This is a genomic window from Enterobacter sp. DC4, assembly GCF_000568095.1.
In the GTDB taxonomy this organism is placed as follows: domain Bacteria; phylum Pseudomonadota; class Gammaproteobacteria; order Enterobacterales; family Enterobacteriaceae; genus Enterobacter; species Enterobacter pseudoroggenkampii.
The window spans coordinates 43,896-58,835 of the sequence record NZ_AZUB01000012.1 but is presented as its reverse complement, the minus strand read 5'-3'; the positions used below and the strand labels follow the sequence as shown (position 1 = coordinate 58,835).

14 protein-coding genes and 1 other annotated feature are annotated in these 14,940 nt (G+C 57.4%); of the genes, 12 read left to right on the top strand and 2 right to left on the bottom strand.

The features are described from left to right. Positions 1–4 precede the first annotated feature (4 nt). The 3 genes from dnaN to gyrB are packed head-to-tail and all read left to right on the top strand — an operon-like array spanning position 5 to position 4,618. On the top strand, positions 5–1,105 hold the full coding sequence (dnaN, locus tag P349_RS02115) for a DNA polymerase III subunit beta (RefSeq protein WP_008500170.1): 1,101 nt from the start codon (positions 5–7) through the stop codon (positions 1,103–1,105). After that, entirely contained in the window at positions 1,105–2,178 is a 1,074-nt protein-coding gene (gene recF / locus P349_RS02120) for a DNA replication/repair protein RecF (protein WP_032648574.1), read from the top strand. Before dnaN ends, recF begins: the two co-directional genes overlap by 1 nt. A 28-nt stretch (positions 2,179–2,206) precedes the next feature. Further along, entirely contained in the window at positions 2,207–4,618 is a 2,412-nt protein-coding gene (gene gyrB / locus P349_RS02125) for a DNA topoisomerase (ATP-hydrolyzing) subunit B (RefSeq protein WP_024907871.1), read from the top strand. 34 nt (positions 4,619–4,652) lie between these two features. Here gyrB and P349_RS02130 read toward each other — a convergent pair whose 3' ends face one another. Beyond that, on the bottom strand, positions 4,653–5,588 hold the full coding sequence (locus P349_RS02130) for a LysR family transcriptional regulator (protein ID WP_032648572.1): 936 nt from the start codon (positions 5,586–5,588) through the stop codon (positions 4,653–4,655). A gap of 110 nt (positions 5,589–5,698) precedes the next feature. Here P349_RS02130 and P349_RS02135 point away from each other — a divergent pair, with 110 nt between their 5' ends. The 8 genes from P349_RS02135 to P349_RS02170 all read left to right on the top strand — a co-directional run bounded on the left by P349_RS02135 (position 5,699) and on the right by P349_RS02170 (position 13,881). Continuing rightward, a complete protein-coding gene (locus P349_RS02135; RefSeq protein ID WP_032648571.1) occupies positions 5,699–6,724 on the top strand; it encodes a zinc-dependent alcohol dehydrogenase family protein in 1,026 nt (341 codons plus the stop codon). A 114-nt stretch (positions 6,725–6,838) separates the two neighbouring features. Continuing rightward, positions 6,839–7,651 carry a sugar-phosphatase gene (gene yidA / locus P349_RS02140; RefSeq protein ID WP_032648569.1) on the top strand — a complete coding sequence of 271 codons (813 nt, stop codon included), beginning with the start codon at positions 6,839–6,841 and terminating at the stop codon, positions 7,649–7,651. A 226-nt stretch (positions 7,652–7,877) separates the two neighbouring features. Continuing rightward, the gene (dgoR, locus tag P349_RS02145; protein WP_003861109.1) at positions 7,878–8,567 is read left to right on the top strand and encodes a D-galactonate utilization transcriptional regulator DgoR; all 690 of its coding nucleotides are present in this window, start codon (positions 7,878–7,880) and stop codon (positions 8,565–8,567) included. After that, positions 8,564–9,442 carry a 2-dehydro-3-deoxygalactonokinase gene (locus P349_RS02150; protein WP_032648567.1) on the top strand — a complete coding sequence of 293 codons (879 nt, stop codon included), beginning with the start codon at positions 8,564–8,566 and terminating at the stop codon, positions 9,440–9,442. Before dgoR ends, P349_RS02150 begins: the two co-directional genes overlap by 4 nt. Further along, positions 9,426–10,043 (top strand): 2-dehydro-3-deoxy-6-phosphogalactonate aldolase, encoded by a 618-nt coding sequence (locus P349_RS02155; RefSeq protein ID WP_032648565.1) that lies wholly within the window; start codon positions 9,426–9,428, stop codon positions 10,041–10,043. The genes P349_RS02150 and P349_RS02155 overlap by 17 nt, the downstream gene beginning before the upstream one ends. After that, complete coding sequence (dgoD, locus tag P349_RS02160; protein WP_032648563.1) at positions 10,040–11,188, top strand: galactonate dehydratase; 1,149 nt, start codon at positions 10,040–10,042, stop codon at positions 11,186–11,188. Before P349_RS02155 ends, dgoD begins: the two co-directional genes overlap by 4 nt. Positions 11,189–11,262: 74 nt before the next feature. Continuing rightward, positions 11,263–12,600 carry an MFS transporter gene (locus P349_RS02165; protein ID WP_080350511.1) on the top strand — a complete coding sequence of 446 codons (1,338 nt, stop codon included), beginning with the start codon at positions 11,263–11,265 and terminating at the stop codon, positions 12,598–12,600. Between the two features lie 51 nt (positions 12,601–12,651). Then, the gene (locus P349_RS02170) at positions 12,652–13,881 is read left to right on the top strand and encodes a DUF3748 domain-containing protein (RefSeq protein WP_193745679.1); all 1,230 of its coding nucleotides are present in this window, start codon (positions 12,652–12,654) and stop codon (positions 13,879–13,881) included. Here the strand turns inward: P349_RS02170 and P349_RS02175 are convergent. After that, positions 13,878–14,210 (bottom strand): YceK/YidQ family lipoprotein, encoded by a 333-nt coding sequence (locus P349_RS02175; RefSeq protein WP_024907391.1) that lies wholly within the window; start codon positions 14,208–14,210, stop codon positions 13,878–13,880. The two genes, P349_RS02170 and P349_RS02175, sit on opposite strands and share 4 nt — an antisense overlap. A gap of 249 nt (positions 14,211–14,459) precedes the next feature. Continuing rightward, positions 14,460–14,531 (top strand) — a sequence feature (ROSE (Repression Of Heat Shock gene Expression) occurs in the 5'-region of heat shock genes and acts as an RNA thermometer to modulate expression.). On the opposite strand from P349_RS02175, the gene ibpA reads away from it, so the two are divergent. Further along, complete coding sequence (gene ibpA, locus P349_RS02180) at positions 14,525–14,935, top strand: small heat shock chaperone IbpA (RefSeq protein WP_008500162.1); 411 nt, start codon at positions 14,525–14,527, stop codon at positions 14,933–14,935. Its footprint overlaps the feature before it by 7 nt. Positions 14,936–14,940 lie beyond the last annotated feature (5 nt).

The window sequence follows — 14,940 nt, the reverse complement described above, 5'->3', positions numbered from 1 at the left end:
CGCTATGAAATTTACCGTTGAACGTGAACATTTATTAAAACCGCTGCAACAGGTGAGTGGCCCATTAGGCGGCCGCCCAACGCTGCCTATTCTCGGAAACCTGCTGCTTCAGGTCGCGGACGGTACGCTGTCGCTGACCGGTACAGATCTGGAAATGGAAATGATCGCGCGCGTTACGCTGACGCAGCCGCACGACGCGGGCGCGACCACGGTTCCGGCACGTAAATTCTTTGATATCTGCCGCGGGCTGCCGGAAGGCGCTGAAATCGCCGTGCAGCTGGAAGGCGACCGTATGCTGGTGCGCTCTGGCCGCAGCCGTTTCTCGCTCTCCACGCTGCCTGCAGCGGACTTCCCGAACCTGGACGACTGGCAGAGCGAAGTGGAATTCACCCTGCCGCAGGCGACGATGAAGCGTCTGATTGAAGCCACCCAGTTCTCCATGGCGCATCAGGACGTTCGTTACTACTTAAACGGCATGCTGTTCGAAACCGAAGGTGAGGAGCTGCGTACCGTGGCGACCGACGGCCACCGTCTGGCGGTCTGTTCCATGCCGATTGGCGACTCGCTGCCAAACCATTCGGTCATCGTGCCGCGTAAAGGGGTGATTGAGCTGATGCGTATGCTCGACGGCGGCGACACGCCGCTGCGCGTGCAGATCGGCAGCAATAACATCCGCGCTCACGTGGGCGATTTTGTCTTCACATCGAAGCTGGTTGACGGTCGTTTTCCGGATTATCGCCGCGTATTGCCGAAGAACCCGGACAAAACGCTGGAAGCCGGTTGCGACAGCCTCAAGCAGGCCTTTGCCCGTGCCGCGATCCTCTCTAACGAGAAATTCCGCGGCGTGCGCCTGTATGTGAGTGAAAACCAGATCAAAATCACCGCTAACAACCCGGAGCAGGAAGAGGCAGAAGAGATTCTGGACGTCACCTACGCCGGGGCTGAGATGGAAATCGGCTTCAACGTCAGCTACGTGCTGGATGTGCTGAACGCGCTGAAATGCGAGAACGTGCGCATCCTGCTGACCGACTCCGTTTCGAGCGTACAGATTGAAGATGCCGCATCACAGTCGGCTGCCTATGTTGTCATGCCAATGAGACTGTAATGTCGCTCACCCGTCTGTTGATCCGCGACTTTCGCAATATCGAAAGCGCGGATCTCGCTTTATCCCCTGGCTTTAACTTCCTGGTTGGCGCGAACGGCAGCGGCAAAACCAGCGTGCTTGAGGCCATCTATACGCTCGGCCACGGCCGGGCGTTTCGCAGTTTGCAGATTGGTCGCGTCATCCGCCACGAACAGGAATCTTTTGTTCTGCACGGGCGTTTGCAGGGGGCGGAGCGGGAGACCGCCATCGGCCTGACCAAAGACAAGCAGGGCGACAGCAAGGTGCGCATCGACGGTACCGACGGCCACAAGGTGGCGGAGCTGGCGCTGCTGATGCCAATGCAGCTGATAACGCCGGAGGGGTTTACTTTACTCAACGGCGGCCCCAAATACAGAAGAGCGTTCCTCGACTGGGGATGCTTTCACAACGAAGCCGGATTTTTTAACGCCTGGAGCAACCTGAAGCGTCTGCTCAAGCAGCGTAACGCCGCGCTGCGCCAGGTGACGCGCTACGCTCAGCTGCGTCCGTGGGACATGGAGTTAATTCCTCTTGCGGAACAGATCAGCCGCTGGCGTGCCGAATACAGCGCAGGTATCGCCGAAGACATGGCCGACACCTGCAAACAGTTTTTACCCGAATTCTCTCTCACCTTCTCCTTCCAGCGCGGCTGGGAGAAAGAGACGGATTATGCCGAGGTGTTAGAGAGAAACTTCGAGCGCGACCGCATGTTGACCTACACCGCGCACGGCCCGCACAAGGCGGATTTCCGCATTCGTGCCGACGGCGCGCCGGTGGAAGACACGCTGTCGCGCGGGCAGCTCAAGCTCCTGATGTGTGCGCTACGCCTGGCACAGGGGGAGTTTCTCACCCGCGAGAGCGGGCGACGCTGCCTGTACCTGATAGATGATTTTGCCTCGGAACTTGACGACGCGCGGCGCGGGCTGCTTGCCAGCCGCTTAAAAGCCACGCAGTCGCAGGTTTTCGTCAGCGCCATTAGCGCTGAACACGTTATAGACATGTCGGACGAAAATTCGAAGATGTTTACCGTGGAAAAGGGTAAAATAACGGATTAACCCAAGTTGAAATGAGCGAGAAACGTTGATGTCGAATTCTTATGACTCCTCCAGTATCAAAGTCCTGAAAGGGCTGGATGCGGTGCGTAAGCGCCCGGGTATGTATATCGGCGACACGGATGACGGCACCGGTCTGCACCACATGGTATTCGAGGTGGTAGATAACGCTATCGACGAAGCGCTCGCGGGTCACTGTAAAGACATCGTGGTCACCATCCATGCGGATAACTCCGTCTCCGTCACCGATGACGGTCGTGGCATCCCAACCGGTATTCACCCGGAAGAGGGCGTCTCTGCGGCGGAAGTGATCATGACCGTCCTGCACGCAGGCGGTAAGTTCGACGATAACTCCTATAAAGTTTCCGGCGGCCTGCACGGCGTAGGTGTTTCGGTAGTAAACGCCCTGTCGCAGAAGCTGGAGCTGGTTATCCAGCGCGAAGGCAAAATCCACCGTCAGCTTTATACGCACGGCGTGCCGCAGGCACCGCTGGCCGTCACGGGCGACACCGACAAAACCGGTACCATGGTGCGTTTCTGGCCGAGCCTCGAAACCTTCACCAACGTCACCGAGTTCGAGTACGACATCCTGGCGAAACGCCTGCGTGAACTGTCGTTCCTGAACTCCGGCGTCTCGATTCGCCTGCGCGACAAGCGTGACAACAAAGAAGACCACTTCCACTACGAAGGCGGTATCAAGGCGTTTGTTGAGTATCTGAACAAGAACAAAACGCCTATTCACCCGAATATCTTCTACTTCTCCACCGAAAAAGACGGTATCGGCGTGGAAGTGGCGCTGCAGTGGAACGACGGTTTCCAGGAAAACATCTACTGCTTCACCAACAACATTCCACAGCGTGACGGTGGTACTCACCTTGCGGGCTTCCGTGCGGCGATGACCCGTACCCTGAACGCCTACATGGACAAAGAAGGCTACAGCAAGAAAGCGAAAGTCAGCGCCACCGGTGACGATGCCCGTGAAGGCCTGATTGCCGTTGTCTCCGTGAAGGTGCCGGATCCGAAGTTCTCCTCACAGACCAAAGACAAGCTGGTCTCTTCTGAGGTGAAATCGGCGGTTGAGCAGCAGATGAACGAACTGCTGAGCGAATACCTGCTGGAAAACCCGTCCGACGCGAAAATCGTGGTGGGCAAAATTATCGATGCGGCGCGTGCCCGTGAAGCGGCGCGTAAAGCCCGTGAAATGACCCGTCGTAAAGGCGCGCTGGACTTAGCTGGCCTGCCGGGCAAGCTGGCTGACTGCCAGGAACGCGACCCGGCGCTGTCCGAACTGTACCTCGTGGAAGGGGACTCCGCGGGCGGCTCTGCGAAGCAGGGCCGTAACCGTAAGAACCAGGCTATCCTGCCGCTGAAGGGTAAAATCCTCAACGTTGAGAAAGCCCGTTTCGACAAGATGCTCTCTTCTCAGGAAGTGGCGACGCTCATCACCGCGCTGGGCTGCGGCATTGGCCGTGACGAGTACAACCCGGACAAACTGCGCTACCACAGCATCATCATCATGACCGATGCGGACGTCGACGGCTCGCACATTCGTACGCTGCTGTTGACCTTCTTCTATCGTCAGATGCCTGAAATCGTTGAACGTGGCCACGTCTACATTGCCCAGCCGCCGCTGTACAAAGTGAAGAAAGGCAAGCAGGAACAGTACATCAAAGATGACGAAGCGATGGATCAGTACCAAATCGCGATCGCGCTTGATGGCGCGACCCTGCACGCGAACTCGCACGCCCCTGCACTGGCCGGTGAGCCGCTGGAGCGTCTGGTGTCCGAGTTCAACGCCACGCAGAAAATGATCACGCGTATGGAACGCCGTTATCCGAAAACGCTGCTGAAGGAGCTGGTTTATCAGCCAACCCTGACCGAAGCCGATCTGAGCGACGAGCAGACCGTGACCCGCTGGGTGAACGCTCTGGTGACCGATCTGAACGAGAAAGAGCAGCACGGCAGCCAGTGGAAATGCGATGTTCAGCAGAACGCCGATAAGCAGTTCGAGCCTATTATTCGCGTGCGCACCCACGGCGTTGATACCGACTACCCGCTGGAGCACGAGTTTGTCACCGGTCCGGAATACCGTCGTATCTGCACGCTCGGCGAGACGCTGCGCGACCTGATCGAAGACGATGCGTTCATCGAACGTGGCGAACGTCGTCAGCCGGTAGCCAGCTTCGAGCAGGCGCTGGACTGGCTGGTGAAAGAGTCCCGTCGTGGCCTCGCGATCCAGCGCTATAAAGGTCTGGGCGAAATGAACCCGGAGCAGCTGTGGGAAACCACCATGGATCCGGAAAGCCGCCGCATGCTGCGTGTCACTGTTAAAGACGCGATTGCTGCAGACCAGCTGTTCACGACCCTGATGGGTGATGCGGTTGAACCACGTCGTGCCTTCATCGAAGAGAACGCCCTGAAAGCGGCAAATATCGATATTTAATCGGTTTGAAACCGCACGATAACTGGCCGCGCTTTTAGCGCGGCTTTTTTATGGGCGCAGGCATATCCAGCGACATTGCGGACGGTAAACGGCTCGCCAGCGTATCTATCGCCATTCTTACCCTCAGCGGCAGATGCGGCGTCTGCTGCCACACCGCATGAACGTCGAAATGCACGTCCGGTGCCTGCTTCAGGAGCGGGACGAGTTTACCCTGGTGAATATCTTTAACGACCATCCAGCAGGGCAGCCATGCAATGCCGTGTCCGGCCAGCGCAGCGTCGCAGATCGCCTGCAAATCATCCATATTAAGTGATGACCGGGGAGTAAAGGTGTGCGACGTTCCTTCGTTATCCATCAGTTGCCAGGACAGCACTCTGCCTGCGCGCAGATAGTTAATCGCCGTATGCTGGGGTAAATCAGCTACGCTTTGCGGTTGGCCTTTCTTCTGCAGATAATCCGGCGCGGCGCATAGCACCATGCGGTGTTCTCCCAGCCTTCTGGCGACCAGCACGCTGCTGTCCTGAAGCGTGCCGTTACGCACCGCCATATCAAACCCTTCCTCGACGAGATCCACCACCCGGTCACTGAATGACATTTCCAGTTCAAGCCCGGGGTGTTCCTGCGCCAGCGCTATCAGCAGCGGGGCGACGCACTGGCGACCAAACAGCACCGGCATGGCAACGCGCAGGCGGCCACTGACCTGCTGTTTCCCTGTTTCCAGCAGCGATTCCGCGCCCCGAATCTCCTCCAGCGCGCGCAGGCAGCGTTCATAAAAAAGAGCGCCGTTATCGGTCAGCCTCTGGCTACGGGTGGTGCGGTGAAAAAGACGTACCCCCAGCCGCTCTTCAAGGCGAGCGATGCTTTTCCCTACCGCCGAGCGTGACAAATGCAGGCGAATTGCGGCCTGAGCGAAACTTCCCGCCTCAACGGCGGCCACAAAAACAGGAATATCCTTCAGCGTATCGGTCATGGATTGTATTGATTATGGCGTCAATAAAGAGAAAACTTATCGCCACTGGTGACCTTTAGTCAACGGTAGACTGTCAGGACTAAAGCTCATCTGATGGCAGGAGAAATAAAATGACAGAGACAATGCAACGCTGGTCCATGGACGCCCTCGGGCGCGAGAACCTCAAGCTGACTCAGGCACCCGTTCCACAGCCCGGCCCGGGTGAAGTACGCGTACGGGTGAATGCCGTTTCGCTTAACTATCGCGATAAAATGGTTGTTGAAGGCACAATGCCAATCCCACTTTCCTTCCCGTTTACCCCGGCGTCTGACATGGCGGGCGTCGTAGACTGCGTGGGTGAAGGCGTCACGCGCTTCCAGCCCGGCGCTCGCGTTATCTCAACCTTCTTCCCGGAGTGGATCGACGGTAAACCGCAGGCGGACGCGCGCAATTTGCCCTATAAAACATCCGGCGGATACTTCCAGGGAATGCTGGCCGAGTATGTGATTGTGAAGGAAGACGCGCTGGTGGCCTCCCCGGAGACCCTGGATGACGCCGAGGCCAGTACCTTACCCTGCGCAGGGCTTACCGCCTGGTTCGCGCTGGTGGAACGCGGACAGCTGCGCCCCGGGCAATCGGTCCTGGTGCAGGGCACGGGCGGGGTGGCGATTTTCGCCCTGCAAATTGCAAAAGCGCACGGCGCAGAGGTATTTGTCACGTCCGGGAGCGATGAAAAGCTGGCGCTGGCCAAAAAACTGGGGGCCAGCCAGGGCATCAACCGCCTGAAAGGCGACTGGGCTGAAAATACGCTGGCGCTCACGCAGGATCGCGGCATAGACCATATTATTGAAACCGTGGGGGGAGAGAACCTGAAGCACTCCCTGCGCGCCGTTGCCGTTCACGGGCGTATCTCCGTTATTGGCGTGCTGGCCGGGACGGAGATAACCCTCTCTGCTGGCGAGCTGTTGCTAAAATCTCCCGTCATTCAGGGGATCGGCGTGGGACACCGCCGGGCGCTGGAAGATTTCGTCCGCGCTGTTGACGTCACCGGACTGAAACCCGTGATTGAGCATCGCTACCGTTTTAACGAGCTTGAACAGGCGTTTGAACATCTCGATCGCGGCGCGTTCGGTAAAATCGTTCTCACCCGCGAGTAGGTCTTTGTTCCCCGGGATAAGCGTAAAAGGGGGCTTTTGTTGCGCAATGTAGCTCTATTTTTGTGTGCTTAATCGCGTTAGCATGAGGCAGCACTCATTTATCCCGGGGAACTCATGGCTATCAAACTTATTGCAATCGATATGGACGGCACGCTGTTGCTGCCAGACCACACTATTTCTCCAGCCGTTAAGAACGCGATCGCCGCGGCACGCGCAAAGGGCGTGAATGTGGTCCTGACCACGGGGCGTCCGTATGCGGGCGTGCACAGTTACCTGAAAGAGCTGCACATGAATCAGCCTGGCGACTACTGCATCACCTATAACGGCGCGCTGGTGCAGAAAGCCGCGGATGGCAGTACGGTTGCGCAAACCGCGCTGAGCTACGATGACTACCGGTTCCTGGAAAAACTGTCCCGGGAAGTGGGATCCCACTTCCACGCCCTCGATCGCAATACGCTTTACACCGCCAACCGTGATATCAGCTACTACACGGTGCATGAATCCTACGTTGCGACCATTCCTCTAGTGTTCTGTGAAGCGGAGAAAATGGACCCTGCCACCCAGTTCCTGAAAGTGATGATGATCGACGAGCCGGAGATCCTGGATAAAGCGATTGCACGCATTCCGGCCGAGGTGAAAGAGAAATACACCGTGCTGAAAAGTGCGCCGTACTTCCTCGAGATTCTTGATAAACGCGTCAATAAAGGCACCGGCGTGAAATCGCTCGCTGATGCGCTGGGGATTAAACAGGAAGAGATCATGGCGCTGGGCGACCAGGAAAACGACATCGCGATGATTGAATTCGCGGGCATGGGCGTGGCGATGGATAACGCCATTCCGTCGGTGAAAGAAGTGGCCAACTTCGTGACCAAATCCAACCTGGAAGACGGCGTTGCCTACGCGATCGAGAAGTTTGTGCTGCAGTAACGCTTATTTCTAATCATCGGCCTCGGTTATCAACCGGGGCTTTTTTTTGCGCTGAATTTATCGAATTGTTCTTTTTGTGATCTTGATTGTAGTACAACATTTATTGATTGTACTACATTGTCACCACAGCAAAGTCGAACGCCCTCACGTTTGTACTGCAAAAGTGAGGTGAAATTCAGCGGTCGCGGTAAAGTAGTGATGGACATACAGAGCACAAGGACTCTCCATGACTCTCAATAAAACCGATCGCATCGTCATTACGCTGGGCACCCAGATTGTGGGTGGCAAATACGTTCCCGGTTCGCCGCTGCCTGCAGAGGCCGAACTGTGTGAGGAGTTTGAAACCTCGCGCAATATCATCCGGGAAGTCTTCCGCTCGCTGATGGCGAAGCGGCTGATTGAAATGAAGCGCTATCGCGGCGCGTTTGTTGCCCCGCGCAACCAGTGGAACTACCTCGATACTGACGTACTGCAGTGGGTGCTGGAAAACGATTACGACCCAAGGCTTATCGGTGCGATGAGCGAAGTCCGAAACCTGGTTGAACCGGCCATCGCCCGCTGGGCGGCGGAGCGCGCAACCTCTGGCGATTTGGCGCAGATTGAGTCGGCTTTAAACGACATGATCGCCAATAACCAGAACCGGGAGGCGTTTAACGAGGCGGATATCCGCTACCACGAAGCGGTGCTGCAGTCGGTGCATAACCCGGTATTACAGCAGCTTAGCGTGGCGATCAGCTCGCTACAGCGAGCAGTATTTGAACGTACCTGGATGGGCGATGAGGCCAACATGCCGAAAACGCTCCAGGAACATAAAGCGCTGTTCGATGCGATACGGCATCAGGACGGCGATGCGGCAGAGCAGGCGGCGCTTACCATGATTGCCAGCTCGACACGAAGGCTGAAGGAAATCACATGACATCTCGCTACATCGCAATTGACTGGGGATCGACCAATCTGCGCGCCTGGCTGTACCAGGGCGAACAGTGCCTGGAGAGCAGGCAATCAGAAGCAGGCGTGACGCGCCTGAACGGTAAATCCCCCGAGGCGGTGTTAGCAGAGGTCACACAAAACTGGCGCGACAGCGCCACGCCGGTGGTCATGGCGGGAATGGTCGGTAGCAACGTTGGCTGGAAGATAGCGCCTTATCTACCGGTTCCTGCCTATTTCTCCGCGATTGGCGAGCAGTTAACGTCCGTTGGCGACAATATCTGGATAATTCCCGGTTTGTGCATCTCTCGCGGCGATAACCACAATGTGATGCGCGGCGAAGAGACGCAGCTGCTTGGCGCGCGCACGCTTTCTCCTTCTTCTGTCTACGTCATGCCCGGAACGCACTGCAAGTGGGTCCAGGCCGACGCTGAGCAAATCCACGATTTTCGCACCGTGATGACCGGCGAGCTGCACCATTTGCTGCTCAATCATTCACTGGTGGGAGCCGGTTTGCCGGAGCAGGAAGCCTCGTCAGAGGCGTTTGCTGCCGGGCTTGAACGTGGGATCGCTTCTCCTGATGTTTTGCCGCAGCTTTTTGAGGTTCGCGCCTCGCACGTGCTGGGAAATCTCCCGCGCGAGCAGGTCAGCGAATTTCTCTCCGGCCTGCTAATTGGCGCAGAGGTCGCCAGCATGCGTGATTTCGTCGCGCACGAGCAGGCCATCACCCTTGTCGCTGGCACATCGCTAACGTCGCGCTATGAGCAGGCGTTTCGCGCTGTTGGACGTAACGTTTCAACGGTATCCGGCGACACGGCATTTCAGGCAGGAATAAGGAGCATCGCTCATGCAGTGGCAAACTGATCTTCCCCTTATCGCGATTTTGCGCGGCATCACGCCCGACGAGGCGTTAGCCCACGTCGGCGCGGTTATCGACGCCGGGTTCGACGCGGTGGAAATCCCGCTTAACTCTCCGGAGTGGGAAAAAAGCATTCCGGCCGTGGTGGAGGCCTTCGGCGATAGGGCGCTGATTGGCGCAGGCACCGTGTTACGGCCTGAGCAGGTAGATCGGCTGGCAAAGATGGGCTGTAAGCTTATCGTCACGCCCAACATTCAGCCTGAGGTGATCCGACGCGCGGTGGGTTACGGCATGACCGTCTGCCCTGGATGCGCCACCGCCACGGAAGCCTTTACTGCTCTGGATGCGGGCGCACAGTCGCTCAAAATTTTCCCGTCATCGGCTTTTGGACCGGACTACATCAAAGCGCTGAAAGCGGTATTACCTGCCAGCGTGCCGGTCTTTGCCGTGGGCGGCGTAACGCCAGAAAACCTGGGCCAGTGGATGAGCGCGGGCTGTGTGGGCGCGGGGCTGGGCAGCGATCTTTACCGTGCCGGTCAGTCCGTGGAACGTACCGCACAGCAGGCGGCAGCATTTGTGAAAGCGTATCGAGAGGCAGTGAAATGAAAATAACCAAACTCACCACGTACCGTTTACCCCCGCGCTGGATGTTCCTGAAAATCGAAACCGATGAAGGGATCGTGGGCTGGGGCGAACCGGTAATTGAAGGACGTGCGCGCACCGTAGAAGCTGCGGTGCACGAGCTGGGTGAATACCTGATTGGCCAGGATCCGGCTCGCATCAACGACCTGTGGCAGGTGATGTACCGCGCGGGCTTCTACCGCGGGGGGCCGATCCTGATGAGCGCCATCGCCGGTATCGACCAGGCGCTGTGGGATATCAAAGGCAAAGTGCTGAACGCGCCGGTCTGGCAGCTGATGGGCGGCCTGGTGCGCGACAAAATTAAAGCCTACAGCTGGGTCGGCGGCGACCGTCCTGCGGAAGTGATCGATGGCATTACGCAGCTGCGCAACATCGGTTTTGACACCTTCAAACTCAACGGCTGCGAAGAGATGGGCGTTATCGACAACTCGCGCGCGGTGGATCGCGCGGTGAGTACTGTCGCGCAAATCCGTGAAGCCTTCGGCAACGAGATCGAATTTGGCCTGGACTTCCATGGCCGCGTTAGCGCGCCGATGGCCAAAGTGCTGATCAAAGAGCTGGAGCCGTATCGTCCGCTGTTTATCGAAGAGCCGGTACTGGCCGAACAGGCCGAGTACTATCCGAAACTGGCTGAACAGACGCACATTCCCATCGCGGCGGGTGAACGCATGTTCTCGCGCTTCGAGTTTAAACGCGTGCTGGAAGCGGGCGGCATTGCCATCCTGCAGCCGGACCTCTCTCACGCGGGCGGCATCACCGAATGCTACAAAATTGCCGGGATGGCCGAAGCCTACGATGTGGCGCTGGCGCCGCACTGTCCGCTTGGACCGATTGCGCTGGCGGCCTGCCTGCACGTCGACTTTGTCTCCCGCAACGCGGTGTTCCAGGAACAGAGCATGGGGATTCACTATAACAAGGGCGCGGAACTGCTCGATTTTGTGAAAAATAAAGAAGACTTCAGCATGGAAGGCGGTTTCTTTAAACCGTTAACGAAGCCGGGCCTTGGCGTAGAGATTGACGAAGCCAAAGTTATTGAGCTGAGTAAACAAGCGCCGGACTGGCGTAATCCACTGTGGCGTCATGAAGACGGTTCCGTAGCCGAGTGGTAAATCGCCGGTAAGCGCAGCGCCATCGGCCAAAAAAACGTACCTACAAAAATATAACCCTCTGTAAATTACAGGGCATGGTGAGCGGCTTCGCTATGCCCAAAATCTGGAGACAGATTGCGATGGATATTCCAGTTACCGCTACAAAAACCGGGCGTCGCCGCTACCTGACGCTGATTATGATCTTTATTACCGTGGTCATTTGCTATGTCGACCGCGCCAACCTTGCCGTGGCATCGGCCCATATTCAGGAAGAGTTTGGCATCACCAAAGCGGAAATGGGTTACGTCTTCTCGGCGTTTGCCTGGCTGTATACGCTCTGCCAGATCCCCGGCGGCTGGTTCCTTGACCGCGTGGGTTCACGTCTGACCTACTTTATCGCCATTTTCGGCTGGTCCGTGGCGACCCTTTTCCAGGGCTTCGCGACCGGGCTGATGTCGCTGATTGGCCTGCGTGCCATTACCGGGGTTTTCGAAGCGCCCGCGTTTCCTACCAATAACCGCATGGTGACCAGTTGGTTCCCGGAACACGAGCGCGCTTCCGCCGTTGGCTTTTACACCTCCGGGCAGTTTGTTGGTCTGGCGTTCCTGACGCCGCTGCTGATTTGGATCCAGGAGCTGCTGAGCTGGCATTGGGTGTTCATCGTCACAGGGGGGATTGGCATTATCTGGTCGCTGATCTGGTTCAAGGTCTACCAGCCGCCGCGTCTGACCAAAAGCATCACCAAAGCCGAGCTGGACTACATCCGCGACGGCGGTGGCCTGGTGGACGGTGATGCGCCGGTGAAAAAAGAGGCGCGCCAGCCGCTGACCAAAGCGGACTGGAAGCTGGTCTTCCACCGTAAGCTGGTGGGCGTTTATCTGGGCCAGTTCGCGGTGACCTCCACGCTGTGGTTCTTCCTGACCTGGTTCCCGAACTATCTGACCCAGGAAAAGGGCATCACGGCGCTGAAGGCGGGCTTTATGACCACCGTGCCGTTCCTCGCGGCGTTTTTCGGCGTACTGCTCTCCGGCTGGCTGGCCGATAAGCTGGTGAAAAAAGGCTATTCGCTGGGTGTGGCGCGTAAAACGCCGATTATCTGCGGCTTGCTGATCTCCACCTGCATCATGGGCGCCAACTACACCAACGATCCGGTGTGGATTATGGCCCTGATGGCAGTGGCGTTCTTCGGTAACGGTTTCGCCTCTATCACCTGGTCGCTGGTGTCGTCTCTCGCGCCGATGCGGCTGATTGGCCTGACCGGCGGCGTGTTCAACTTTGTCGGCGGGCTTGGCGGGATCACCGTACCGCTGGTCATCGGCTACCTGGCGCAGGACTACGGCTTCGGTCCGGCGCTGGTGTACATCTCCGCCGTGGCGCTGATCGGTGCGCTCTCCTACATCCTGCTGGTGGGTGATGTGAAACGAGTAGGCTAATCCCTGCGGATGTTTTACCCTGATGCACTCACCGTGCATCAGGGTATCCTCATGAAACAAATCACCTTCGCTTCCCGCAACCACCAGCTGACCAACATCAATACCTGGACGCCGGACAGCCAGTGGCTGGTCTATGACGTGCGCCCTTCCGGTGCATCGTTCACCGGTGAAACCATTGAGCGGGTCAATGTCGCTACGGGTGAGGTGGAGGTGATCTATCGTGCAACTGACGGTGCGCACGTCGGCGTGGTGACCGTTCATCCCGCGCAGGAGAAATACGTCTTTATCCACGGCCCGAGAAACCCGGATGCAGACTGGCACTACGATTTTCATCATCGTCAGGGAGTCATTGCCTGTAACGGTCAGGTGAGCAATCTTGACGCGATGGATATCACTGCGCCCTACACTGCAGGCGCGCTGCGCGGCGGCAGCCATGTGCACGTCTTCAGCCCGAACGGGCAGCTCGTCAGCTTCACCTATAACGACCACGTGCTGCACGAGCGCGATCCGAAGCTCGATTTACGCAACGTCGGCGTGGCTGCGCCTTACGGCCCTGTGAACCCGCAGGGGAACCATCCCCGTGAGTATCCGGGAACCTTCTGGAGCGTGCTGGTCAGCCGCACGACGCCCAACCCGCAGCCGGGCAGCGACGAGATTAACCGCGCCTATGAAGAGGGCTGGGTGGGCAACACCAGGCTGGCGTTTATCGGCGATACCCTCTCTGCGCAGGGCGAAAAAGTCCCGGAACTGTTTATCGTCGACCTGCCGGAAGACGAGCAGGGCTGGAAACGCGCGGGCGATGCGCCGCTGCAGGGCACCGAAGGGACCCTGCCAGCTCCGCCTGCTGGGGTGAAGCAGCGTCGTCTGACCTTTACGCATCAGAGGGCTTATCCGGGCCTGGTGAACGTGCCGCGTCACTGGGTTCGCAGCAACCCGCAGGGGACGCAGATCGCGTTTCTGATGCGCGACGATAACGGCATTGTGCAGCTGTGGCTGATCTCGCCTGAGGGCGGTGAGCCTCGGCAGCTGACGCGTAACGGGAGCGATATTCAGTCTGCGTTTAACTGGCATCCGGCGGGTGACCGACTGGGATTTGTGCTCGAAAACCGGATCGCCTGCTGCGACGCGCAGACCGGAGAGGTGACGTTTTTGACATCCGATCACGGCAATCCGCCGTCTGCTGATGCCGTCGTGTTTTCCCCGGACGGGCGCTTTATTGCGTGGATGGAAGAGACAGGGGGTTTCCGTCAACTTTGGTTAACGGAAACCGCGCAGAACTAGCGTGGAGGCATCTCTGCGGGCGGGATAACGGCGTTTGTTGCCAGATTCTCCTGCTCGCTTTTTTCTACCCGTGAGCGCACGGAGTTGTCCTTACGAAACATATCCCACGGCAGCAGAAGCGTATCCGCCACGGCCGTAAACGGCATATCCAGGATAACCAGGGATTTGGTGCCCCAGTTTGTATCGTCATCGGAGATCATCGCCGCGCTGGCGCGCGTCCCCGGATATGTTCCTTCTTTACCGCCGGTGTGAGACATCACGCTCGAACACCCGCAAAGTAAAACTACCCCGCTGAACGTCGTCAGCTTTATCAGAACATTTTTCATCATCACTCAGTCATCGTTAATGGCACTGCATAGACCTGCAACTCAGGGTTATAGCGAGCCTTAACCAAAATGGATAGCCCGATAACCCCGCACTGTGGCAGCCATCGCAATTTAACCCTTTGTGCTGTTGTCCCAGTCTAAGCGAGATGCAGGAAAGTGCAAAAAAAAGTGCAGTCGTCGCGCTTGAAAAGCCCGGTTGCAGACCCATTTTAAGAATACGACCCGATAACGAACTCGCCTGATGGGTGTTCGGGGGGCGCAAAGGCCTGTCCATGGTGGAAGGCTACATTTTCTCGCTGATTTCAGGAGTTTTATTTATGCGTAACTTCGATCTTTCTCCGCTATACCGTTCTGCAATTGGTTTTGACCGCCTGTTTAACCATTTAGAAAATAACCAAAGCCAGAGCAACGGCTACCCTCCATACAATGTTGAGCTGGTTGACGAAAACCACTACCGCATTGCCATTGCCGTCGCCGGTTTTGCAGAAAACGAACTGGAGATCACCGCGCAGGACAACCTGCTGGTGGTGAAAGGTTCCCATACGGCCGAGCAGAAAGAGCGTACTTACCTTTACCAGGGCATCGCCGAGCGCAACTTTGAACGCAAGTTCCAGTTAGCCGAGAACATTCACGTGAAAGGCGCGAACCTGGTCAACGGCCTGCTGTTTATTGAACTGGAACGTGTGATTCCGGAAGAGAAAAAACCGCGTCGTATCGAAATTAACTAATTATG

Coding starts and splice junctions, on each gene's coding strand:
- ibpA (WP_008500162.1), top strand. CDS start 14,525: ATGCGTAACTTCGATCTTTCTCCGCTATACCGTTCTGCAATTGGTTTT.
- dgoR (WP_003861109.1), top strand. CDS start 7,878: ATGACTCTCAATAAAACCGATCGCATCGTCATTACGCTGGGCACCCAG.
- dgoD (WP_032648563.1), top strand. CDS start 10,040: ATGAAAATAACCAAACTCACCACGTACCGTTTACCCCCGCGCTGGATG.
- P349_RS02130 (WP_032648572.1), bottom strand. CDS start 5,588: ATGACCGATACGCTGAAGGATATTCCTGTTTTTGTGGCCGCCGTTGAG.
- P349_RS02175 (WP_024907391.1), bottom strand. CDS start 14,210: ATGATGAAAAATGTTCTGATAAAGCTGACGACGTTCAGCGGGGTAGTT.
- recF (WP_032648574.1), top strand. CDS start 1,105: ATGTCGCTCACCCGTCTGTTGATCCGCGACTTTCGCAATATCGAAAGC.
- dnaN (WP_008500170.1), top strand. CDS start 5: ATGAAATTTACCGTTGAACGTGAACATTTATTAAAACCGCTGCAACAG.
- P349_RS02165 (WP_080350511.1), top strand. CDS start 11,263: ATGGTGAGCGGCTTCGCTATGCCCAAAATCTGGAGACAGATTGCGATG.
- gyrB (WP_024907871.1), top strand. CDS start 2,207: ATGTCGAATTCTTATGACTCCTCCAGTATCAAAGTCCTGAAAGGGCTG.
- P349_RS02135 (WP_032648571.1), top strand. CDS start 5,699: ATGACAGAGACAATGCAACGCTGGTCCATGGACGCCCTCGGGCGCGAG.
- P349_RS02155 (WP_032648565.1), top strand. CDS start 9,426: ATGCAGTGGCAAACTGATCTTCCCCTTATCGCGATTTTGCGCGGCATC.
- P349_RS02170 (WP_193745679.1), top strand. CDS start 12,652: ATGAAACAAATCACCTTCGCTTCCCGCAACCACCAGCTGACCAACATC.
- yidA (WP_032648569.1), top strand. CDS start 6,839: ATGGCTATCAAACTTATTGCAATCGATATGGACGGCACGCTGTTGCTG.
- P349_RS02150 (WP_032648567.1), top strand. CDS start 8,564: ATGACATCTCGCTACATCGCAATTGACTGGGGATCGACCAATCTGCGC.